The organism is Halochromatium glycolicum, assembly GCF_016584085.1.
Taxonomy (GTDB): Bacteria; Pseudomonadota; Gammaproteobacteria; order Chromatiales; family Chromatiaceae; genus Lamprobacter; species Lamprobacter glycolicus.
On record NZ_NRSJ01000003.1, the window covers coordinates 141,272 to 163,409 of the forward strand.

The window sequence follows — 22,138 nt, forward strand, 5'->3', positions numbered from 1 at the left end:
CCAGCCGTGCGCGAACGGCTGGGACCGGCGGCGGTCGGTGCCGCCAGCACGCTCAGCCCTTCATCGAGTCAAAGAACTCGTGATTGGTCTTGGTCGTCTTGAGCTTGTCGATCAAGAACTCGATCGCGGCCAGCTCGTCCATCGGATGGAGGATCTTGCGCAGGATCCAGGTCTTCTGTAGCTCGGCGGCCGGCATCAACAGCTCCTCGCGCCGGGTGCCGGAACGGTTGATGTTGATCGCCGGGAAGATGCGCTTCTCCGAGATGCGTCGGTCGAGATGGAGCTCCATGTTGCCGGTGCCCTTGAACTCCTCGTAGATCACATCGTCCATCCGCGAGCCGGTGTCGATCAGCGCGGTGGCGAGGATGGTCAGCGAGCCGCCTTCCTCGACGTTGCGGGCGGCGCCGAAGAACCGCTTCGGCCGCTGCAGCGCATTGGCATCGACGCCGCCGGTGAGCACCTTGCCGGAGGAGGGCACCACGGTGTTGTAGGCGCGTGCGAGCCGGGTGATGGAGTCGAGCAGGATGACCACATCGCGCTTGTGCTCGACCAGGCGTTTGGCGCGCTCGATGACCATCTCGGCGACCTGGACGTGCCGGGTCGCCGGCTCGTCGAAGGTCGATGAGATCACCTCGCCACGCACCGAGCGCTCCATCTCGGTGACCTCCTCGGGCCGCTCGTCGATCAGCAGCACGATCAGGAAGACCTCAGGATGGTTGTGCGCGATCGACTGAGCGATGTTCTGCAGGATCATTGTCTTACCGGCCTTCGGCGGTGAGACAATGAGCCCGCGCTGGCCCTTGCCAATCGGTGCGACCAGGTCGACCGTACGGGCGGTCAGGTCCTCGGTGCTGCCGTTGCCGACCTCAAGCCCGAGCCGCTCCTGGGCGAACAGCGGCGTGAAGTTCTCGAACAGGATCTTGGTCTTGGCGTTCTCGGGCCGGTCGAAGTTGATGTCGCCGACCTTGAGCAGGGCAAAGTAGCGCTCGCCGTCCTTCGGCGGGCGGATCTTGCCGGTGATGTTGTCGCCGGTGCGCAGCGCGAAGCGTCGGATCTGGCTCGGCGAGACGTAGATGTCATCCGGGCCGGCGAGGAACGAGGCGGCGGCTGAGCGCAGAAAACCGAAGCCGTCCGAGAGGATCTCGAGCACGCCATCGCCGTAGATGTCCTCGCCGCGCTTGGCCTTGGCCTTGAGGATGGCGAAGATCAGGTCCTGCTTGCGAGACCGACCAACGCCTTCGAGCTCCATCGACTGCGCCAGCTCGACCAGCGCAGGGACGGGCATCTGTTTTAGCTCGGTGAGATTCATGGATGGCTTATTCGACGACGGTCGGGGGCGTTCCCCGCGCGGTGATCGTGATGGGCTGGGCGGGTCTGAAGCGGACTCGGCGGGGTCGGCGGGATCGGACTCGAGCTGGTTTCCTGTCTCGGCAGCGGCCAAGTCGCTCTGACCAGATCGATTCCGCGCGCTGTTCCCGGGCCGGCGCCGGGGGCGAGTGCGTGGTTGATTCAAAGGTTACTATCGATGAAGACGGTGAGTTGGGACTTGGAGACGGCGCCGACCTTGATTGCTTCGGCCTCGCCATTCTTGAACAGGATCAGTGTTGGGATGCCGCGCACATTGAAACGTTCGGTCACGGCGCGGTTCTCGTCGATGTCGAGCTTGGCCACCTTGATGCGGCCCTCGTACTCCTCGGCGATCTCCTCCAGAACTGGGGCGATCATCTTGCAGGGCGCGCACCAGTTGGCCCAGTAGTCGACGAGGACGGGCTGATCCGACTGCAGCACGTCCTGCTCGAAGGTGTCGTCGGTCACATGGACGATGCGGTCGCTCACTTGGCTGTCTCTCCAGGTTTGGGGTTGCTCGGCGGCTCGTTGCGTGAACAGGATGTAATGACGGTGAGGCGCCGAGAGGTCTTATTCTTGGTCAGTGGGTTGCTTGGCTCACCCGTTGGTGAGCCCATCGCGAGTCTGCCCCGTCCGGCTCAACTGCGCTGATGATGAGGGGAAGCGGTTCGCCCACATCGCGGCCCTGGACCCGCTCTCGGCGGTGCCTTACAGGCCTACTAAGGGTGATTGCGCCGCGATGGCGTTGCTCGCTGAGCTTGCTCTCGCCTGCTGCATCTTGGCGACGGATCGAGACAGGATGGGGCGGGCTGGTTGGCTGGCGCAGATGCCGCCGCCAGCGTTAGGATGCTATTTGAGCTAAAGATATCAAGTTTTGCAAGTCCCGCGCATCGCGCTCATCGTGCGCGTGCCGTTCCGTCAGGCACTCCGTTCATCTATGCCCCAGACACATCTTACCGATACCCGCTTCGATCAATTCGACCTGCACCCGAAGATCCTGGCCGGCCTGAACGCGGCCGGTTTCCAGTTCTGCACCCCGATTCAGGCAGAGACCTTGCCGATTGCACTGGCTGGGCAGGATGTCGCGGGGCAGGCGCAGACCGGTACCGGGAAGACCGCCGCGTTCCTGGTGGTCGCCCTGCAACGCTTGCTGCGCCAAGACGAGGTCAGTGCCACCGCAGCGCCGGCACTCGAGGCACCGCACTCGTCGGGGCCGTCGGTCGACGTGCCCGAGGGTCAGCCGGAGCCGGCAGGGGCTGCTGCGCTCGAGCGGCCTGTCGCCGCCGAGGAACCTGCTGCAGCAGAGGACCCCGCTGCCGCCAAGGCCAGGGCTGGCGAACGGGCGCGCCGCCTCAGGCAGCCGCGCGCGCTGATCCTCGCCCCGACCCGCGAGCTCGCGGTTCAGATCCATCAGGAGGCGAAGGTCCTTGCTGCCGAGACCGATTTTCGGCTCGGGGTGGTCTACGGCGGCACCGGCTATCAGTCCCAACGCGATGCCTTGGCTGCAGGGGTCGATGTGCTGATCGGGACCCCCGGACGGCTGATCGACTACCTGAAGCAGCGGGTATTCGACCTGCGCCAGGTCGAGGTCGTGATCCTCGATGAGGCCGATCGGATGTTTGACCTCGGCTTCATCAAGGATATTCGCTTCATTCTGCGGCGGTTGCCGGAACCGACCAAGCGGCTTGGGATGCTATTCTCCGCCACGCTCTCCTACCGCGTCATGGAGCTCGCCTATGAGCACATGAACGATCCGAAGATGATCGAGGTGATGCCGGAGCGGGTAACGGCCGACCGGGTCACCCAGCGGGGGTACATGGTCGCCAACGAGGAGAAGGTCCCGTTGCTGATCGGGCTGCTGCGCGGATTCGAAGGTGCCCGCAGCATGGTCTTCGTCAATACCAAGCGGGAAGGTGAGCGCGTTTGGGGTTACCTCGAGGGGAATGGGCTCAAGGCCGCGATGCTCTCTGGCGATGTGCCCCAGAAGAAGCGGCTCAGCCTGTTGAAACGGTTTCAGGAGGGCGAGCTGCCGATCATGGTCGCCACCGATGTGGCGGCCCGTGGACTCCACATCCCCGGTGTCACCCATGTGATCAACTACGATCTGCCGGATGATCCGGAGGACTATGTGCATCGGATCGGGCGGACGGCGCGCGCCGGCGCGGCTGGCGATGCGATCAGCTTCGTCTGCGAGAGCTACGCGATGGGCTGGCCCGACATCGAGGCCTTTGTCGGTGCGCGGATACCGGTCACCACGGCCGAGGAAGAGTGCCTGGCGGATATCGATCCGGGTAGCCGTGTCCGTGTCGAGCGCCGCCCGCGCAGCGATAGGGGCCCTGGCGGCACTCGGCGCCAAAGCAGTGGGCGTGGCGGGCGCCGCGGGGCAGGGAAGGGCTCGCGAGCTGCGAACGGCTCGCGAGCTGCGAACGGCGCCCAGAGGGCTTCTGATAGCGCAGCATCTGGCGCGGCGTCTGGCTCCGGGAAGTCCAGCCAATCGGCGGCAGGAAACGGTGCGACTGGCTCGGCGTCCAATGCTGATGAGCGACCAAAACGGCGGCGCCGCAGCCGCAAGCGCTCGAGCCTGCCTAAGGAGCCCGCGCCCCAGACATGACCGCATCCACTAAGCGTTCTATCATCGCGCGCTCGGCGCTTGTCGGAGGTGTCTTGACTCGATGACTCGTTCCAATACCGCCCTTCGCCCGCTCGCCGAATGGCTGCAGCGCTTGCTGCTGTGCGTGCTCACCTCCGTCAGTCTTGCGGTCGCAGCCAGCCCCGACGCTGCCGATGATCGCCTCTACGACTTCGATGACAGTCCCCGCGCGGAGGTGTTGCGCTATCCGGATTGGTTCAATGATCCCTTCTTGGATCTCCCGGCCGACCTGGCCGCGGCCCGCGAGGCGGGTAAAAAGCTGATCATCTACTTCGGACAAAAGCGCTGCGCTTACTGCCACCAGCTGATGGACGTCAACTTCGGCAGTGAGGAGGACATCGTGGAGTACACGCGGCGCCACTTCGAGGTCACGCCAATCGACATCTGGGGTGTCGCTGAGGTCACCGATCTCGCCGGGCGCACCATGACCGAGCGCGGGTTCGCGCTGCGCAATGGGGCCGATTTCACGCCGACCCTGATCTTCTATGACGAGCTCGGCACCGAGGTGCTGCGGCTGCGCGGTTATTATCCGCCCTACCAGTTCCGGGCAGCGCTCGAATACGTTGCAGACGCCCATTATCAGCGCGAATCGTTTCGCGACTATCTCGCGCGCGGCGAGAACCGGATGGTCTTCGATGAGACGGACCTGAACGATCAACCGTTCTTCCAGCAGCCCCCCTTCAACCTCGACCGCAGCCAGGTGCCGGGCGAGCGGCCGTTGGCGGTCTTCTTTGAGCAAGGCGATTGCCATCCTTGCGACGTCTTGCACGGCCAGGCCCTGCGTGAGCCGGCGATCGCGAGGGCCTTTGCGGGATTCGACAGCGTGCAGCTGAACATGTGGTCGCAGACACCGGTGGTGACGCCGGCCGGCGAGCGCACCACGGCGCAACGCTGGGCCGAGGACCTCGGCCTCTATTACGCCCCGGCGGTGATCTTTTTCGACGAGCAGGGCGATGAGATCCTGCGTCTCGACTCGGTCGTCGGCTTTTATCGCTTGCGCAATGTGTTGAACTACATCTCGAGCAGGGCCTATCTGCAGGAGCCGAGCTATCAGCGCTGGCGCATGCAGCGCGCCTTCTGACTCGGCGATGCGCAGCGGTCCCGTTACCGGGCGTTGGGGCCGTCACGCCTGAACGAGTCGCGCCGCTGTTTGCTGATCCAATCCTCGTCGGCTGTGCTCATTTGCTGCTGCCTGGGCAGCCGGTGTCCGGCAGCAGACGCTTTCCGGCGGCTTGAGTCAGTCCAAATGCCAAGCTGGCCGGCAAGTGCGCACGAAGCTTGCTTGCTGGATCGAGCGGCTGAGCCAGTTCAACAGGGAGCCAGCGGTGCTGCGCGACGCTGTCAAGCCGTCGTAACCCGCGTCGGCAGCTGGTCCGGCATCATTTGAGCGTGAATCAATACCGGGAGGGGCCCGTGCGTGCCTGCCCGATGGGAGACTGTCCGTAATGCAGAGTATCTATATCGCCGGTGCCGGTTCAGGCAGCGGCAAATCTGTCGTCGTGCTCGGGTTCATGGAGATGCTGTCTGCGGTCAACCGCCGCGTCGGCTTCTTCCGGCCGGTGGTCAGCGGCTCGGTTCAGGATGACAACCTGACCAGCCTGATCCGGGAGCGCTACGATCTGCCGTTCCCACCCGAGATGCTCTACGGCTGCACGGCGCAGATGGCGAGCGAGCTCGCAGCAGCTGGTCACTACGACGAGCTGCTGAAGCTCATCCTGAACAAGTTCATGGTGCTCGACGAGCAGTGCGATCTGGTGCTCTGCGCTGGCACCGACTACGACGGGCTGGTGCCGTCGTTGGAGTTCGACTTCAACGCCGACCTCGCGAACAACTTCGGTTGCAGTATCGTCGTCGTCGTCAAGGGCTTCCAGCGTACCTCGGAAGAGACCCTGCACGCGGTGCACATGGCGCACGAGTCGATGCTCGACCGTGGCGGGGACCTGCTCGCGACCGTGGTCAACGGCGTCAATCCGGATCATGTGGAGACGGTCAAGCGCCGTGCGCGGGCGGTGCTCCCGGAGAACGAGACGCTCCATGTGCTGCCCGAGGTCGAGGCACTGGCCAAGCCAACCGTCGGCGAGATCCATAAGATGCTGAGCACCGATCTGGTCTGCGGCGAGAGCGATGCGCTGAATCAGGTCGTCACCAACTACAAGGTCGCGGCGATGGAGGTGCCGGACTTCCTGAACTACGTCGAGGACGGCTGTCTGATCATCACCGCCGGTGATCGCAGTGACATCATCCTCGCCAGCCTGGCCGCCGATGTCGCCGATTCGTTTCCCCGCGTGGCCGGGCTGCTGCTGACCGGCGGGCTCAAGCCGGCCGAGAATGTCAAGCGGCTGCTGTTCGGGCTGCGCCGCAGCAAGGTCGCCGTGCTCTGCACCAGTCGCGATACCTTCAAGACCGCATTGGCGGTCGACAAGGTCGAGTCGGTGATCCTGCCGGGCGATCAGCGCAAGATCGCCGCGGCACTCGGCGTGTTCGAGAGCTCGGTCGACATCAAGGGCCTGCAGCAGAGCATCGCGCTGCATCAATCGCAGCGGGTCACGCCGCTGATGTTCGAGTATGAGCTGATCCAGCGTGCCAAGTCGCAGCGCAAGCGGATCGTGCTGCCGGAAGGCCAGGACGAACGCATCCTCCGCGCTGCCGAGATCCTGACGCTGCGTGGGGTCGCGGAGCTCGTGCTGCTCGGCAATCCCGACAAGATCAAGCGTCGCATCGGCGAGCTCGGCCTGAAGCTCGATGAGATCGAGATCATCGATCCAGTCAACTCCCCGAAGCGTTCCGAGTACGCGGCAGTCTATTACTCGCTCCGAGCCCACAAAGGGATCTCGCAGCAGATCGCCTATGACGCGCTCGAGGACGTCAGTTACTTCGGCACGCTGATGGTCTACACCGGTGATGCCGACGGGATGGTCTCGGGCGCGCTGCACACGACCCAGCACACCATCCGGCCCTCGTTCGAGACCATCAAGACCAAGCCGCACACCAAGCTGGTCTCGAGCGTGTTCTTCATGTGCATGCCCGACCGGGTGCTGGTCTACGGCGATTGCGCGGTCAATCCGAATCCCGATGCCGAGCAGCTCGCCGATATCGCGATCGAATCGGCCGGGACAGCCGCCGCCTTCGGGGTCGAGCCGCGGGTGGCGATGCTGTCATACTCGACTGGCGCTTCGGGCAAGGGCGCCGATGTCGAGCGGGTGCGCGAGGCGGTTGCGATCGCGCGCGAGCGCCGGCCCGATCTGAAGCTGGAAGGGCCGATCCAGTACGACGCTGCGGTCGATGCGAGTGTTGCGCGGTCGAAGCTGCCCGATAGCGAGGTCGCCGGTAATGCCACGGTCTTAATCTTTCCGGACCTCAATACCGGCAACAACACCTACAAGGCGGTGCAGCGCAGCGCCGGCGCCGTCGCCATCGGCCCGGTGCTTCAGGGTCTGAACAAGCCGGTCAACGACCTGAGCCGTGGCTGCACCGTCACCGACATCGTCAACACGGTCGCGATCACGGCCATCCAGTCGCAGACCTTGGAGGAGGCGTCATGAAGGTACTGGTGCTGAACTCGGGCAGCTCGTCGATCAAGTTCCAGCTGTTCGATCGTGACGGCTGGGGCGTGCTGGCATCGGGCTCGGTCTCGCGCATCGGCGAGGCCGAGGCCCGGCTGCGCTGTCTGTGGGAGGATGATCAAGGCCAGCCGCAGGTGCGCGAAGAGCAGGGCGCGATGCCGGATCATCACGCCGGCTTGCAGCGCATTGCGCAGGTGCTAGAGCGGACAGGGACACTGGCCGACCCGTCCGAGCTGCTCGCAGTCGGGCACCGGGTTGTCCATGGCGGTGAGGCATTCCATGCGCCGACCCTCGTCGATGACGACGTCATCGAGGCGATCCGGCAGGTGATCCCGCTTGCGCCGTTGCACAATCCGGCCAATCTCGACGGCATCCTGGTCGCGCGTGCGCTGTTTCCGAGCATCTCCCAGGTGGCCGTGTTCGATACCGCCTTCCATCAGACGATGCCGCGCACGGCCTACCGCTACGCGATACCGGACAATCTCTACCGCGAGCATGGCGTGCGCCGTTACGGGTTCCATGGCACCTCGCATCATTATGTCGGGGCTCGTGCCGCTGAGCTGCTCGGCAAGCCGTTCGAGCAGGTGAACCTGATCACCCTCCATCTCGGCAACGGGGCGAGCGCAACCGCCATCCGCGAAGGCACCAGTATCGATACCTCGATGGGCATGACCCCGCTCGAGGGCCTGGTGATGGGGACGCGCTGCGGCGATATCGATCCGGCGGTGCCGTTCTATCTGGCCAAGCATCTCGGCGTCGACGTCACGACCCTGGAGACCCTGCTGAACCGCCAGAGCGGGCTGCTCGGTCTCTGCGGCGATAATGATCTGCGCGAGATCCAACGGCGGGCAGAAGAGGGCGACGAGACGGCCGAGCTCGCACTCGGCGTTACCGCTCACCGGCTGAAGAAATATATCGGCGCCTATCTGGCCGAGCTCGGAACGGTCGACGCGATCGTCTTCACCGGAGGGATCGGCGAGAATTCGTCCGAGCTGCGCGCGCGGGCCTGCGCTGGCCTCGAGCCGCTCGGGGTCATGCTCGACCCCGCTTCCAACACGGCGGGCTCCAATCAGGAGCGGGTGCTCTCGGCAGCCAAGAGCCCGATCAAGATCATGGTGGTCCCGACCAATGAAGAGCTGCAGATCGCGCGAGAGGCTGTGCAGGCGGTGAGCTAGAGCATGGCGCTGGCTTCCATTGCTTTGCTTGGTGCGGATCAAGGCCAACTGAGGCAGGAGGGTTATCATTGACGGTCTGAACAAAGAACGCCTTCGTCCGATGCAAGACCCCGTCTCTACCCAGCCAACTGGCGCCGCGTTGTTCTTCGACACCCTCGCGAAGCTTGGGGTCGAGGTGATCTTCGGCCACACCGGCGGTGCGGTGATCCCGCTGCACGTGGAGCTGAACAAACGCATGCGCCGCGGTCACCCAACCCCACGCTTCGTGCTCTGCCGCCAGGAAGGCGGGGCCGGCCATGCTGCGGAGGGCTATGCGCGGGCAAGCGGCCGCGTCGGTGTCGCGTTGGCGACCTCCGGCCCCGGCTCGACGAACCTCGCGACCCCGATCGCTGACGCGCACAAGGACTCGGTACCGACCCTGTTCATCACTGGGCAGGTGCCCAGCTCCGCGATCGGCAGCGATGCCTTCCAGGAGGTCGATACGGTCGGCTTCACCCGGCCGATCTCGAAGCACAATTACCTGGTGCGTGATGTGGGCGACCTCGAATGGGTCTTGCGCGAGGCCTTCGCGCTGACCCAGAGTGGGCGTCCGGGTCCGGTGGTGGTCGATATCTGCAAGGATGTACAGCTCGCGACCCGCATCGCACCGCGCCCGCCCCGACGCCGCCACCGTCCGTCCGTGCCGTTCGCGCCGGAGCGCGCCGATGCGATCATCGAGGCGTTGATCGATGCCGAGCGGCCGGTGATCAAGGCCGGCGGCGGCGTGATCCATGCCGGCGCCGCGGCGGCGCTCTGTCGTTTCGCTGAGCGCTTAGAGGCCCCGGTCACGACCACCTTCAACGCGCTCGGTGCGGTGCCGTTCGACGCCCCGTACTACCTCGGCATGCCCGGGATGCACGGCAGCGTGCCCGCCAACTATGCGCTGCGCGATGCGGACCTGATCCTGACCCTCGGCGGGCGCTTCGACGATCGGGTCGCGGTCAAGGACTTCGCACTCGGCAAGCGCATCGCCCATGTCGACATCGATCCCTCCGAGATCGATAAGACGGTCAAGACCGACCTGCATCTCGTCGCGCCTTTAAACGACTTCTTCGACCATGCGCTGGCTGGCGCACGCCATGGGCGCCACCCGGCGTGGCTGTCGACCGTGGCCGAATGGCGGGCGCAACTCCCGCTGCCCTACTCAGAGGGCGACTACATCAAGCCGCAGGCCGTGGTCGAGACCCTGTCCGAGCTGACCGACGGCGATGCCACGCTGGTGACCGGGGTCGGCCAGCATCAGATGTGGTCGGCGCAGTACTATCGCTTCCAGCGCCCGCGTCAGTGGATCAGCTCGGGTGGGCTCGGCACCATGGGCTTCGGCCTGCCGGCTGCAATCGGTGCCTGGTACGGGAATTCCGACCATCCCGTGGTGCTGATCGACGGTGACGGGAGCTTCCAGATGAACATCCAGGAGCTCGCGACCGTAGTCGCCAACGCGATCCCGCTGAAGATGTTCGTGCTCAACAACAGCTTCCTCGGCATGGTCCGCCAGTGGGAAGACATGATGGACGGCGGCCATCACTACGAGACCTGCCTGGCCCGGCGCGAGGATTGCGACCCGCATTGCACCGAGATCGATCAGAATTGCCGGCGCCAGTTTCCAAACCTGCTGGGCCTCAATGCCGTCTATCCGCGGCTCGAGACCCTGCGCGTGAAACATCCAGCGGATCTGCGGGATAGCTTGGCGCAGGCCCTTGCGATGCCGGGGCCCGTGCTCGTCGATTGCTGGATCGACAAGGCCGAGGATGTATTGCCGATGGTGCTTCCGGGTGGGCGCCTCGACACGATGATCGAGTCTTGATCCTGGGTCGCGTGAGCGTAGCCCCGGCCCTCTCTGCGACGTTCTTGTGTCTTTTGGACTGCTATGCTAGTTCTAAGCAATAAAAGCAAGAAGACACCGACCACCCGGAGCCGGACTATTCTTGATATGGAGGATGACTGCCCATGACTGCCTTTTCTCAACTACACGCCCAGAACCATAAGATCACTGAGCTCTCCAATGTCTTTCTGTATCTGATCCAGAGCCGGGAGATGTGCGACACCGAGACCGCCTGTGATGTGTTCTTCGAATACACCGCGAAGGTCCGGGAGCATATCGAGCTGGTCGACCGTGAGCTCTGCGGTCGCCTGATCTCGTATCCCGACCAATCCGTGAAGAACACCGCCAATCGCTTCCTGTCCGGCTCGACTGAGATCAAGCGTATCTTCAACAAGTATCTGAAGGACTGGTGCTCGGAGCCGCACCGGCGGTTGCAGATCCGGGATTACGGCGAGTTCCTGAACGAGACCGAGCAGATGTTCAGGTTGGTGCTCGATCGAATCCAGCGCGAGACCGAGCATCTCTACCCGCTGATCCGTAAGCTCGAAGAGAAGGACAAGGCGGCGGCCTGATCGCCTGATCGGCGCTGTCGCTCCAGAGCGGTCGTCTGAGAGCAGGGGTCCATAGCCTGTTGCGTAGTCGTACGGGGTTGAACCGCGGCGCTGATGGTCCGACGTCGTCCCGACCCTATTCCCAATACGCGATCGGAGGCCGATCATGCATCGAACCAAGCTCGACGACACCGCTATTGCGAGCTCGCTGCAATCCCTGAACGGGGGCGCAGCCGAGCCCTGGAGCATCGAGAACGGCAAGCTTCATAAGACCTTTAGGTTTAGCGACTTCAGCGAGGCCTTCGGTTTCATGGCCCGGGTCGCGCTCGTGGCCGAATCGATGGACCATCACCCCGAATGGTTCAATGTCTACAAGACCGTGCGTGTCGATCTCGCGACGCACGAGGCCGATGGCATCACTGAGGCCGACTTCGAGCTCGCCGGTCGCATGGAGGCGATTGCGCACTGATCCTGTCGCACCCTGGCAGCCCGAGGGGGGGCAGCCGGGGGCGATTCGATCGTCCCGGCTGTCGACGGCTGCGGATTCTGCCGGCGATGTTGGCGGCCCTGGTCGTACAGAACCAGCCCGCATCGAACCCGGCCGCATAGGGCGGCGAACCGAAAACCCCGCGGTCCCTTGGCTGCAGTGGCTGCCCAGGCCGGGCCAATGAGAGGGGCGACTAGAGGCTATTTGCGAGTCGGTGCTCGAAATGGCTCAGTAACCGCGAGCGCAGATTCTTCTCCTTGTGCTTGGCAGCCGCTGAAAGGCGCTTCTCAGCGACCCCCATCAGGGTCTCTTGGGTGCCCTTGGCGTTCTCGTCATCGGGCTGCCGCTGCAGGTAGCTGCCGTCGGGCTGCATCTCCCAGGCGGAGCGCTGGTCGGCGAGCTGCACGTCCAGGATCAACCGCAGCTCTTGACGCAGCTCGCTGTTCTCGACCGGGGCATGGACCTCGACGCGGCTCTCGAGGTTGCGCCGCATCATATCGGCTGAGCCGATCAAGTACTCCTCGTTGCCGCCGTTGCGGAAGTAGAGGATGCGGCCGTGCTCGAGGAAACGGCCTACGATGCTGACGACCCGTGCGTTCTCGCTCAGGCCGGGAACGCCGGGGCGGAAGCGGCAGGTGTCGCGGACGATCAGGTCGACCCTGACCCCGGCGCGGCTCGCCTTGTAGAGCGCGCGAGCGATATCCGGGTCCTCTAGCGCGTTCATCTTCATCTGGATCAGCCCGTCCCCGCCTCCTTGTTCCACCGGGCGCTCGTGGACCCGGATCTCGCGCTCGATCTTTTCGAGGATACCGCGCTTGAGCGTATAGGGCGCAGCCAGGATCTTGCGGTAGCTTGGTGGTGGCGAGTAGCCGGTCAGGTAGTTGAACAACTCGGTCAGGTCCTGGCCGATCTCTTCGTCACAGCCGAGCATGCCGAGGTCGGTATAGAGCTTTGCGGTGCCACCGTGGTAGTTCCCGGTGCCGATGTGGTAGTAGCGGCGCAGCTGGGAATAGTCGCGCCGCACCACGAAGATCAGCTTGCAGTGGGTCTTGAGCCCGAGCACCCCATAGGTCACATGGATGCCCTCGGCCTCGAGCCGGCGCGCCCAGCCGATATTGGCGGCCTCGTCGAAGCGTGCCTTGAGCTCGACCATCACCGCGACCTGCTTACCATTGCGCGCCGCCTTGATCAGGGCGTCCAGGATGGCGCCGCCCGAGGTCCGGTACAGCGTCATCTTGATCGCCAAGACCTTCGGGTCCTTGGCGGCGGTGGTCAGGAAGCGCTCGACCGTCGTCGAGAACGATTCGTATGGGTGCTGCAGCAGCAGCGGACCGTTCTCGCGGATGATGTGGAAGATGTTGCGGCGGTCATTGCCCAGCACCGGGTGGTCGCCGGAGCGATGCGGCTTGTCGCGCAGTTCCGGGATCTCCAGCCCGGCGATCTCGAACAGATCGCGACGGCCCATCAGACCGCCGACCTCGTAGACGTCATCGGCCTCGTTCAGTCCAAGCTCGGCGGCGAGCATCCCGCGGTGCACCGGCTCCATCCCGGCCTGCACCTCGAGCCGGACGATCGGTGCGAAGTGGCGCTCGCGCAATTCGGTCTCGATCATCTCGAGCAGATCGGAGGCGGCCTCCTCCTCCGGCTCGACGATCGCATTCCGGGTCACGCGGAACAGCTCGCAGCTCTCGATCTCCATGCCCGGGAACAGCATGTCCAGGTTGTTCACGATGAGATCGTCGAGCGTGACGAAGGTGTTGAGGCCATCGACCTGGATCAGCCGCTTCGAGACATCCTTGCTCACCGGGACCTTGACCCGCGCCATGTAGGTCTCGCTGCCACCGGGGAAACGGAGTCGGACCAACAGGTTCAACGCCAGGTTCGAGATGAACGGGAAGGGATGCGCTGGGTCCATCGCCAGCGGCGTGATCATCGGGAAGATGTTGGTTCGGAAGTGCTCGCGCAGGCGCTCGCGCACATCCTTCGGCAAGGAATCGACCTTGACCAGGCGGATGTCGTGCTCCTCCAGCGCTGCCATCACCTCGCGGTAGATGCGTTCCTGGTCGGTCTGGATCGCGGCGATCTCGGCGCGGCACTCATCGAGCTGCTGCATCGGCGTGCGGCCATCGACGGTTGGGCTGTGCACGCCGGCAGCGACCTGCTGCTTGAGCCCACCGATGCGCTTCATGAAGAACTCGTCGAGGTTGTTGCTGACGATCGCCAGGAACTTGACGCGCTCGAGCAGCGGCGTGCGTGGATCATCGGCCTCGTGCAGCACACGCCGGTTGAACGCGAGCCACGTCAGCTCGCGGTTCAGGTACAGTGACGGGTCATCGAGGTCCGGCTCGGGGTTGCTGGCCGGTGGGTTGGTCACGACCGATTCGATGTCGGCCTCGTCCTCATCGACCATCGATTCTGCATTGGCATCGTTAATCATGGTTTCCCCGGCTTGCGCGGCTCGTCCGAAACGCTAGATTATCCTACCAGCGTCTGCTCCACGCCGCGTTTTGCTCTCTTTCGCCGCAAGTCGTTCTGTGGCCATTGTGGAAGACAAGCGTCGCTGCCGGATGTGGTTATGCCTGATCCCGCCCTATGTCTGATTCCCCCTACGATCGCCTCTATGCCGGCCATGAGGCCCCGCGCGGTGATTTCGTCTTCGACGAGCGCGTCGTGCGGGTGTTCAGTGACATGCTGTCCCGCTCGGTTCCGGGCTGGGCGGAGCTGATTCGGCTGATCGGGCTGATCGGGGCGCGGCTGGCGCAGCCGGGCTCTCGGATCTACGACCTCGGTTGTTCGCTCGGCGCGAGCAGCGCCAGCATCCTGGCGCGCCTGCCGAGCTCAGGCGATGACGACAGTGTCTGCATCGTGGCGGTCGACAATGCGCCGGCGATGCTGCGCGAGCTCGAGAGGCGACTGGTCGAGGCGATCGCGGCCGGCCGGCTGCGGCCGCTCTGTGCCGACGTCGGGGAGGTCGTGATCGAGGACGCCAGCGTCGTCCTGTTGAATCTGACGCTGCAGTTCATCGCACCGGGGCAGCGGCTGGCGCTGCTCCGGCGCATCCAGGCGGGGCTGCGGCCGGGGGGCGGGCTGATCCTGGTCGAGAAGGTTGCGCTGTCCGAACCCGATCCGCTGCTCGCCGAGCTGCATCAGGACTTCAAGGCGGCCCAAGGCTATAGCGTGCTCGAGATCGCCCGCAAGCGCGCGGCGCTGGAACAGGTCCTGATCCCGGATGATGAGCCGACACAGATCGCGCGGTTGCATGAGGCCGGTTTCGAGCGGGTCGAGCGTTTCTTCCAGTGCCTGAACTTCGTTGGTTGGATTGCGCGGTGAGGTCGGGGTCGACACGCGAATGCGCGGGCGCTGAGGCCGGCGCGAATGCTCGACACGCGCTTTGGGAAGGTTTCGCTCCCTTTTTCGAGTGCCTGCGCACGACACCGGCGGCGGGCTGGGCGGGACCGCTGAGTCGGTTGACCCAGGAACGGCTGCAGCCCGCACGGCATGGCGATCTGCCCGGCTGGATCGCTGCGCTCGAGCGGCTGCCGCGGCTGGCGGCCGATCATCTGATGCTGGAAACGCCTTGCGTCGGCGTTGCTGCCGATACAGCGCCCTCCTCGGCTCAGGCCGCACAGCTGCGCGAAGCACTCGAAGCCTTACACCCTTGGCGGAAGGGCCCGTTCTGTCTGCATGGTATCGAGATCGACGCCGAATGGCGCTCGGATCGCAAATGGGACCGGCTCGCCGACGCGGTGGCACCCCTGACCGGGCGGCGGGTGCTCGATGTCGGCTGCGGTAACGGCTACTATGGCTTTCGCGCCCTCGGTGCCGGGGCGAAGCTGGTGCTCGGGATCGACCCGACCCCGCGCTTCGTGCTGCAGTTCCTGGCCGTCAATCGACTGATCGGTGCTGAATGCTGTGCGGTATTGCCCTTGGCTGATGATGATCTGCCGGCACTGACCGACTTGGCCGGTCATTGTTTCGATACCCTGTTCTCGATGGGCGTCCTCTATCACCGGCGCGACGCGCTGGCGCACCTGGAACGGTTGCGCCGCTGCTTGCGGCACGACGGTGAGCTGGTGCTTGAGACATTGGTGCTCGAGGGCACGCAGGAGCAGCTGCTGATCCCGAAAGACCGTTACGCGCGCATGCGCAACGTTCATGCGATCCCGACCATTGCGCTGCTGACGCGTTGGCTCCAGACCGCCGGCTTTTCAAACATCCGCGTGGTTGACATCGCCCGCACCACGACTGAGGAACAGCGCGCCACGCCCTGGATGCGATTCCAGTCGCTGGCCGATTTCCTCGATCCACAGGACCCGCTGCGCACGGTCGAGGGCTATCCGGCCCCGCGACGGGCGATCCTGATCGGGACACGCAGCGGTTAGACCTGCTGATGGCGGCGCCAACGCACGCCTGCAGCTCGGCGAACTACTCGGGAAACGGCACGCCGTCATCATCGAACGCCGCCGCGCCGACAGAACGCCCATGCGTGAGCGCATGCCCATGGCCGTTTTTTGGGGGCTAGCCATCGAGCGGCCCTCTTAGGCGATTGCCGGAAAAGCTCGTACCGAATTGCGCAGGATGTTCGTTTGCCTTCGAGGAGCGTCGCCGGGAGCATCGCCGGGCTATGTGACCGGCGGCGCGACGAAGAAGGCGAGCGAAAAGACCAGCAAGGCGGTATGAGCTTTGACAGAAATCGCCTTAGAGTCAGTCTTGATCCTTGGGTCAGGTTGGCGTTCGAGCGAAGTGGGACGATTTACCTTTATCACTGAGGATGAGCGCTCGCACCATGAGGCCGATCACTACGTGCCGTCGGGGCTTGTTGATGAGTGATTTCGTCGAGAAGATGCGCCTGAAAGGCCAGGCGGAGGAGGACAGCTACTTCGCCCGGCGCGATCGGGAGCTGATCGAGCAGCGGCGACGAGCGCAGAAGCGGTTGCCGCTGCGACGGGTCTTGAGCGGCGGTCAGACCGGTGTCGACCGGGCCGCGCTCAATGTCGCTCTGGAGCGAGCAGCTCGGATCGGCCTGGAGGTCGGCGGCTGGTGTCCGCGCGGCCGCTGGGCCGAGGATGGCCCGATCCGGTTGCGCTATCCGTTACAGGAGACGCCGAAGGCCGATCCAGCGCAACGGACGGAATGGAATCTGCGCGACAGCGACGCGACGCTGGTGCTCACACGCGGCGAGCTCGCTGGTGGCACGGCGCTGACGGTCGCGCTCGCGCGCGACCGCGGGCATCCGCTGCGCATCGTCGATCTGAACCTGGAGGCACCCCAGGCTCCGATCCGTGACTGGCTCCATGCGGCGGGCATCGGTGTGTTGAACGTTGCCGGCCCGCGGGAGTCAGAGTCTCCCGGCATCGGGCGTGATGCGGCCGCTTGGCTGCGTGCACTCCTCGATGGTGCGAGCAGCTGACCCGGCGGCGGCCGGCGCCATGCTCAGTCGTGACGCGATCCGGCATCTCGCTGAGCTGTCCATGGCCGCTTGCGGCGACTGTCCTGCCGCGTGTCGCTGCGGACCCAGGTGATGCGCTTCGTCGTTGTGATTCGCGCTGCTCACCACGACACTAAGCGGCGCAATGGGGCTTGTGACGGCATCTGGCTCCATCTCATCCGTGGTTCAGTGGATTATTCCGGCTGGCCTTCACCTGCTGGTGGGGTTGCCCGCTCGTCCTGGTGCCTACCTTGAGCGAATGCGCTCTCGCGCTGCGAGCGCGGGCCATCACCGCCCGAGCAGCCGGTCCGTGCGGCCCCAAACCGGGTCGCGCTCCTGCCGTTACCCCGATTTCCCTATGACGCTACCTTGGTATCTCGAGTGAAACGCCTGCTCAAAGTCCTGCTGCCTATCTTGCTCCTGGCGATCGGTTTCGGTGTCTTCCAGATGCTCAAGGCGACCAAACCCGAGAAACAGTCGCCAACGGTGCAGGAACGGGTCTGGCGCGTCGAGGTCGAGCCGGTGGAGCTGGTGCGCGCCTCGCCGGAGCTCGAGCTCTACGGCCAGGTGGAGACGCCGGATCTGCTGCGCGCGACCGCCTCGGCCGCGGCCTGGGTCACCGAGGTACAGGTGCAGGATGGTGACCTGGTCGAGAAGGGGCAGGTGCTGCTGCGCCTCGATGAGCGTGACTTCCTGCCGCGCATTGCGCAGGTCGAGGCCGAGATCGCCGATCTGCAGGCGCAGATCGAGAGCGAGCAGAACCGTTTCGAGACCGACAAACTGGCCCTCGAGCAGGAGCGGCGGCTGCTGGAGCTGGCCCGCCAAGGGGTCGCCCGGCAGCAGCGGCTCAAGACGCAGAAGGTCGGGGCCGAGCAGGCGCTCGACGAGGCCGAGCAGGCGGAGGCGCAGCAGCAGCTCGCGGTCAGTCAGCGCGAGATGAACATCGCCGATCACCCGAGCCGGCTGCGGGCGCTGCAGGCGCGGCTCGCCAGTGCCGAGGCGCGCCTGCTCGAGCTCGAGCTCGAGTACGAGCGCGCCACGGTACGCGCCCCCTATGACGGGATCATCAGCCGCGTCGCGGTCACCGAGGGGGATCAGGTCAGCAAGGGCGAGGCCCTCGCGCGGCTCTATGCGATCGACAGCCTCGAGATCCGGGCGCGGGTGCCGGCTCCATACCAGGATGAGCTGATCGCCGCGCTGCGGCAGGGCGAACCGCTGACAGCGAGCACGACCATCGGCGGCGAGCGCCTTGCGCTGACCCTGGATCGGCTGGCGGGCGAGGCCGATCCAAGCGGCGTCGATGCCTTGTTCCAGGTGCAGGGCGATCCGGCGGTGCTGCGGCTCGGGCAATTGCTGACCGTGCAGCTCGAACGCCCAGCGCGTGAGGCAGTGGTCGCCGTGCCCTTCCGCGCCGTCTACGGCGGCGGTCGGCTCTATGTCGTCGAGGACGGTCGGATGCGGGGCATCGACGTCGAGAGCCTCGGTACCCGTGAAGGCGATGGCGACGAAGAGCGCTTATTGGTGCAGTCGGACGCGCTCGCCCCCGGGGATGCGCTGGTGACGACGCATATGCCGAACGCGATCGAGGGGCTGCGCGTCGAGATCATCAACGACGAGGCGCTGGAGGGAACCGCTGGTGGCGCGTCCGAGGCGGTATCGGATCGCACGCTCGGCCCGGCCGCGGATGCGGTCCCGGCCGATGCGGCCTCCTCGGGCCTCAGCGCGGCTGGAGGACGCACGCGATGAGCGCGCCGATGCCCCATCGCAGTGACATCATCGGGATCTTCGCGCACCACAAGGTCGCGGCGAATCTGCTGATGGTGATCATGCTGCTGACCGGCGCCTTCGCGCTGGATCGGCTCAATGTGCAGTTCTTCCCGACCTTCGAACTCGACATCGTCACGGTGCGGGTGATCTGGTCTGGCGCGAGCGCTGAGGATATCGAGGACGGGATCACCGACCCGCTCGAGCAGCGCCTGCGCACCGTCGACAACCTGGACAAGATGACCTCGACCTCGAGCCAGGGCATCGCCTCGATCACGCTCGAGTTCGAGGAGGGGGTCGATCCGCTGCTCGCGCTCGATGAGGTCCGGCGCGCGGTCGACGAGTTCCGCAATCTCCCGCAGGATGCCGAGAAGCCCGAGGTCGCGCTCACGACCCGCTACGAGCAGGTCGCGCGCTTCTTGATCACCGGGCTCGAGGACCGCGCCGAGATGCGCCAGCTTGCGCGCCGGTTCGAGTCCGAATTGCTTGAGCGAGGGCTCGATCAGGTGCAGATCAACGGTCTGCCGGAAGAAGAGATCCGCATCCAGGTCGACAACGACGAACTCGAGCAGCTCGGCGTCGGTCTGCAACAGATCGGTCAGCGCGTCGGCGACTTCAGCCTCGATCTGCCGGCCGGCGCGATCGGGCGCGCCGAGGGCGCACGCGAGCTGCGCAGCCTCGATAAGCGCCGCGAGCCGCTCGGCTTCGAGCAGATCCCGGTGCGCGCCGATCAGCAGCTGAGGGTCGAGCTCGGCGATGTCGCCGAGGTCGAGCGGGTGCCGAGCGAGGGCTCGGTGCTGCTGACCGTGAACGGCCAGCCGGCGGTCGAGATGATCCTGCAGCGCAGCGAGAGCGGCGATACCCTGGAGGCTGCGCGCGCCTTTACCGACTGGCTCGCCGAGACCCGGCAGACCTTGCCGCCCGGCGTCGAGCTCGTCACCTATGACGCCTCCTGGGAGCTGGTCAAGGGCCGCATCATGCTGCTGGTCACCAACGGCCTCGGCGGGCTGGTGCTGGTGGTCGCGATCCTCTACCTGTTCCTGACCGGCCGGGTCGCGTTCTGGGTCGCCTGGGGCATCCCGGTCTCGTTCGCGGCGACCCTGTTCATCCTCTACCTGGCCGGCGGCAGCATCAACATGATCAGCCTGTTCGCGCTGATCATGGCGCTCGGCATCATCGTCGACGATGCGATCGTCGTCGGCGAGGATGCGATGGCGCACTATCAGATGGGCGAGGACCCGCTGCTCGCCGCCGAGGGCGGCGCGCGGCGGATGCTGGCGCCGGTGATCGCCTCGTCGCTGACCACCATCGCCGCCTTCCTGCCGCTGATCCTGGTCGGCGGGCGCATCGGCAACATCCTCGGCACCATCCCGCTGGTGATCATCTGCGTGATCCTGGCCTCGCTGGTCGAGAGCTTCCTGGTGCTGCCCGGCCACCTGCGCAACGCCTTCGTCCATACCCACAAGCTCAAGCCCAACTCGCTGCGGGCGCGGCTCGACCGCGGCTTCGAGGCGTTCCGCGACCGCGTCTTCCGGCCCATCGCGACGGCCGCGATCGGCAACCGCTTCACGACCCTGGCAGCGGCGATCGCGATGCTGACGATCGCGGTCGGCCTGCTCGCCGGCGGTCGGCTCGGCTTCGTGTTCTTCCCGACGCCGGAGTCGCAGATCATCAATGCCAACGTGACCTTCGCGGCCGGTACGCCGCGGGCGCGGGTCGACGGGTTCCTGGACCACCTGGAGGAGACCCTCTACGAGACCGAGCAGGCGTTCGATCAGGGCGATCTGATCAATGTCGTGATCGCCTTCCAAGGCTCCAAGAGCGGTGGCCGCGGCGGCGGATCATCGGCCGATCAGCTCGGCTCGTTGCAGATCGAGCTGGTCGAGCCGGATGCGCGCGCGGTGCGCAACAATGAGCTGATCCGTGCCTGGCGCGAGCGCATCCGGATGCCGGCCGGGCTTGAGAGCCTGAACATCACCGCGCGCCGCGTCGGTCCGCCGGGCCGGGATCTGACCGTGCGCCTGACCGGCGCCTCGGCCGAGACACTGAAGGCGGCGGCATTGGCGCTGACCGAGACCCTCTCCGGGATCGACGGCGTGCTCGAGGTCGAGGACGACATGGCCTATGGCCGCGAGCAACTGATCTACGAGCTGACCCCGGTCGGCGAGGCGCTGGGCCTGACCGTCGCCGATCTCGGCCGGCAATTGCGCACCGCGTTCGACGGCCAACTGGTGCAGATCCTCCAGGACGGGCCGGACGAGGTCGAGGTCCGGGTGACCCTGCCGGCGGCCGAGCGTGGCACCCTGGCGAGCCTCTATCGGCTGAACGTGCGCACCCCAAACGGCGAGTCGGTGCCCTTGACCGCGGTCGCGGACTGGCGCTCGCGGCGCGGCTTCGAGGTCTTGCGCCATGCCGACGGCAAGCTCGCGGTCGAGGTCACCGCCGATGTCGATACCAATGTGACCACCGCAGGGGAGGTGATCGCCGGGCTCGAGGATGGCACCCTGAGCGAATTGCAGCGCGACTACGGGATCGACTATTCGTTCGAGGGGCGCTCGGCCGATCAGCGCGACACGCTGTCCGATATGCGCAAGGGGCTGATGCTGGGGCTGGTCCTGATCTACCTGATCCTGGCCTGGGTGTTCGCGTCCTATGGCTGGCCGCTGGTGGTGATGGCGGTGATCCCGTTCGGGCTGACCGGCGCCCTACTCGGGCACTGGATCATGGGGATCGACCTGACCATCCTGTCATTGTTCGGGATGTTCGGGCTGTCTGGGATCGTGGTCAACGACTCGATCATCCTGGTCACCTTCTACAAGCAGCTGCGCGCCGAAGGCCATGCGATCCAGTCGGCGCTGATCGAGGCTGCCTGCCAGCGCCTGCGTGCGGTGCTGTTGACCTCGATGACGACCGTGGCTGGGCTGATGCCGCTGCTGTTCGAGACCTCGTACCAGGCCCAGTTCCTGATCCCGATGGCGACCTCGATCGCGTTCGGGCTCGCGTTCGCGACCGTGCTGGTGTTATTGGTGATCCCGTCGCTGCTGTCGATCCACGAGAGCATCCATGGGCGGGTTCAGCGTTGGCTCGGGCGTCCGGGAAGTCAGCCGGCGCCACCCACGCGCACGCCCACGCCGGCACCAGAGTCCGGCTAGTATTGCTCGACTGCGACCCGTCGCCCGCCGTGGCCTTGCGGCCTTCGTTCTGGCCCAGTTCCCGGTCCCGATGGCGAGCTCGACGGATGGAGCAAGGGGACGCCAACGGTCTTGAGCAAGGAGGCTGCCGCTTGACGCTTGCACCGCCGCGCTCTAGCGT

15 protein-coding genes are annotated in these 22,138 nt (G+C 65.4%); 12 read left to right on the top strand and 3 right to left on the bottom strand.

The features are described from left to right. Positions 1-52 precede the first annotated feature (52 nt). Together rho and trxA are read right to left on the bottom strand one after the other, a co-directional pair. On the bottom strand, positions 53-1,309 hold the full coding sequence (rho, locus tag CKO40_RS02940; RefSeq protein WP_200344567.1) for a transcription termination factor Rho: 1,257 nt from the start codon (positions 1,307-1,309) through the stop codon (positions 53-55). Positions 1,310-1,509: 200 nt separating this feature from the next. Continuing rightward, complete coding sequence (gene trxA / locus CKO40_RS02945) at positions 1,510-1,836, bottom strand: thioredoxin TrxA (RefSeq protein WP_200344569.1); 327 nt, start codon at positions 1,834-1,836, stop codon at positions 1,510-1,512. Between the two features lie 448 nt (positions 1,837-2,284). Between trxA and CKO40_RS02950 the strand changes: the two genes are divergently transcribed. From CKO40_RS02950 to CKO40_RS02980, 7 genes are all read left to right on the top strand, one after another. Continuing rightward, positions 2,285-3,958, top strand: a complete 1,674-nt coding sequence (locus CKO40_RS02950) for a DEAD/DEAH box helicase (RefSeq protein WP_200344571.1) — start codon at positions 2,285-2,287, stop codon at positions 3,956-3,958. A gap of 61 nt (positions 3,959-4,019) precedes the next feature. After that, entirely contained in the window at positions 4,020-5,078 is a 1,059-nt protein-coding gene (locus tag CKO40_RS02955; protein WP_200344572.1) for a thioredoxin family protein, read from the top strand. A 364-nt stretch (positions 5,079-5,442) separates the two neighbouring features. Further along, entirely contained in the window at positions 5,443-7,539 is a 2,097-nt protein-coding gene (pta, locus tag CKO40_RS02960) for a phosphate acetyltransferase (RefSeq protein ID WP_200344573.1), read from the top strand. Then, complete coding sequence (locus CKO40_RS02965) at positions 7,536-8,735, top strand: acetate/propionate family kinase (RefSeq protein ID WP_200344574.1); 1,200 nt, start codon at positions 7,536-7,538, stop codon at positions 8,733-8,735. Before pta ends, CKO40_RS02965 begins: the two co-directional genes overlap by 4 nt. A 100-nt stretch (positions 8,736-8,835) precedes the next feature. Further along, positions 8,836-10,578, top strand: coding sequence for a biosynthetic-type acetolactate synthase large subunit (gene ilvB, locus CKO40_RS02970; protein ID WP_200344575.1), 1,743 nt, complete (start codon positions 8,836-8,838; stop codon positions 10,576-10,578). Between the two features lie 143 nt (positions 10,579-10,721). Then, a complete protein-coding gene (locus CKO40_RS02975) occupies positions 10,722-11,168 on the top strand; it encodes a hypothetical protein (protein WP_200344576.1) in 447 nt (148 codons plus the stop codon). A gap of 145 nt (positions 11,169-11,313) precedes the next feature. Continuing rightward, positions 11,314-11,616: a 4a-hydroxytetrahydrobiopterin dehydratase gene (locus CKO40_RS02980; protein WP_200344577.1), complete on the top strand. Its 303-nt coding sequence runs from the start codon at positions 11,314-11,316 to the stop codon at positions 11,614-11,616. A 211-nt stretch (positions 11,617-11,827) separates the two neighbouring features. Here the strand turns inward: CKO40_RS02980 and ppk1 are convergent, their stop codons facing one another. Next, entirely contained in the window at positions 11,828-14,044 is a 2,217-nt protein-coding gene (gene ppk1, locus CKO40_RS02985) for a polyphosphate kinase 1 (RefSeq protein WP_420827353.1), read from the bottom strand. Between the two features lie 182 nt (positions 14,045-14,226). Here ppk1 and cmoA point away from each other — a divergent pair, with 182 nt between their 5' ends. The 5 genes from cmoA (at position 14,227) to CKO40_RS03010 (ending at position 21,978) form a co-directional block, all read left to right on the top strand. Then, positions 14,227-14,964 (top strand): carboxy-S-adenosyl-L-methionine synthase CmoA, encoded by a 738-nt coding sequence (cmoA, locus tag CKO40_RS02990; RefSeq protein ID WP_200344580.1) that lies wholly within the window; start codon positions 14,227-14,229, stop codon positions 14,962-14,964. Next, complete coding sequence (gene cmoB / locus CKO40_RS02995) at positions 14,961-16,016, top strand: tRNA 5-methoxyuridine(34)/uridine 5-oxyacetic acid(34) synthase CmoB (protein ID WP_200344582.1); 1,056 nt, start codon at positions 14,961-14,963, stop codon at positions 16,014-16,016. The genes cmoA and cmoB overlap by 4 nt, the downstream gene beginning before the upstream one ends. Before the next feature lie 440 nt (positions 16,017-16,456). Next, positions 16,457-17,044 carry a putative molybdenum carrier protein gene (locus CKO40_RS03000; protein ID WP_200344584.1) on the top strand — a complete coding sequence of 196 codons (588 nt, stop codon included), beginning with the start codon at positions 16,457-16,459 and terminating at the stop codon, positions 17,042-17,044. 432 nt (positions 17,045-17,476) lie between these two features. After that, positions 17,477-18,808, top strand: a complete 1,332-nt coding sequence (locus CKO40_RS03005) for an efflux RND transporter periplasmic adaptor subunit (protein ID WP_242476753.1) — start codon at positions 17,477-17,479, stop codon at positions 18,806-18,808. After that, a complete protein-coding gene (locus CKO40_RS03010) occupies positions 18,805-21,978 on the top strand; it encodes an efflux RND transporter permease subunit (RefSeq protein ID WP_242476754.1) in 3,174 nt (1,057 codons plus the stop codon). Before CKO40_RS03005 ends, CKO40_RS03010 begins: the two co-directional genes overlap by 4 nt. Positions 21,979-22,138: the final 160 nt, after the last annotated feature.

Coding starts and splice junctions, on each gene's coding strand:
- cmoA (WP_200344580.1), top strand. CDS start 14,227: ATGTCTGATTCCCCCTACGATCGCCTCTATGCCGGCCATGAGGCCCCG.
- CKO40_RS02950 (WP_200344571.1), top strand. CDS start 2,285: ATGCCCCAGACACATCTTACCGATACCCGCTTCGATCAATTCGACCTG.
- CKO40_RS02955 (WP_200344572.1), top strand. CDS start 4,020: ATGACTCGTTCCAATACCGCCCTTCGCCCGCTCGCCGAATGGCTGCAG.
- ilvB (WP_200344575.1), top strand. CDS start 8,836: ATGCAAGACCCCGTCTCTACCCAGCCAACTGGCGCCGCGTTGTTCTTC.
- CKO40_RS02965 (WP_200344574.1), top strand. CDS start 7,536: ATGAAGGTACTGGTGCTGAACTCGGGCAGCTCGTCGATCAAGTTCCAG.
- ppk1 (WP_420827353.1), bottom strand. CDS start 14,044: ATGGTCGATGAGGACGAGGCCGACATCGAATCGGTCGTGACCAACCCA.
- CKO40_RS02980 (WP_200344577.1), top strand. CDS start 11,314: ATGCATCGAACCAAGCTCGACGACACCGCTATTGCGAGCTCGCTGCAA.
- CKO40_RS03010 (WP_242476754.1), top strand. CDS start 18,805: ATGAGCGCGCCGATGCCCCATCGCAGTGACATCATCGGGATCTTCGCG.
- CKO40_RS03000 (WP_200344584.1), top strand. CDS start 16,457: ATGAGTGATTTCGTCGAGAAGATGCGCCTGAAAGGCCAGGCGGAGGAG.
- rho (WP_200344567.1), bottom strand. CDS start 1,309: ATGAATCTCACCGAGCTAAAACAGATGCCCGTCCCTGCGCTGGTCGAG.
- CKO40_RS02975 (WP_200344576.1), top strand. CDS start 10,722: ATGACTGCCTTTTCTCAACTACACGCCCAGAACCATAAGATCACTGAG.
- pta (WP_200344573.1), top strand. CDS start 5,443: ATGCAGAGTATCTATATCGCCGGTGCCGGTTCAGGCAGCGGCAAATCT.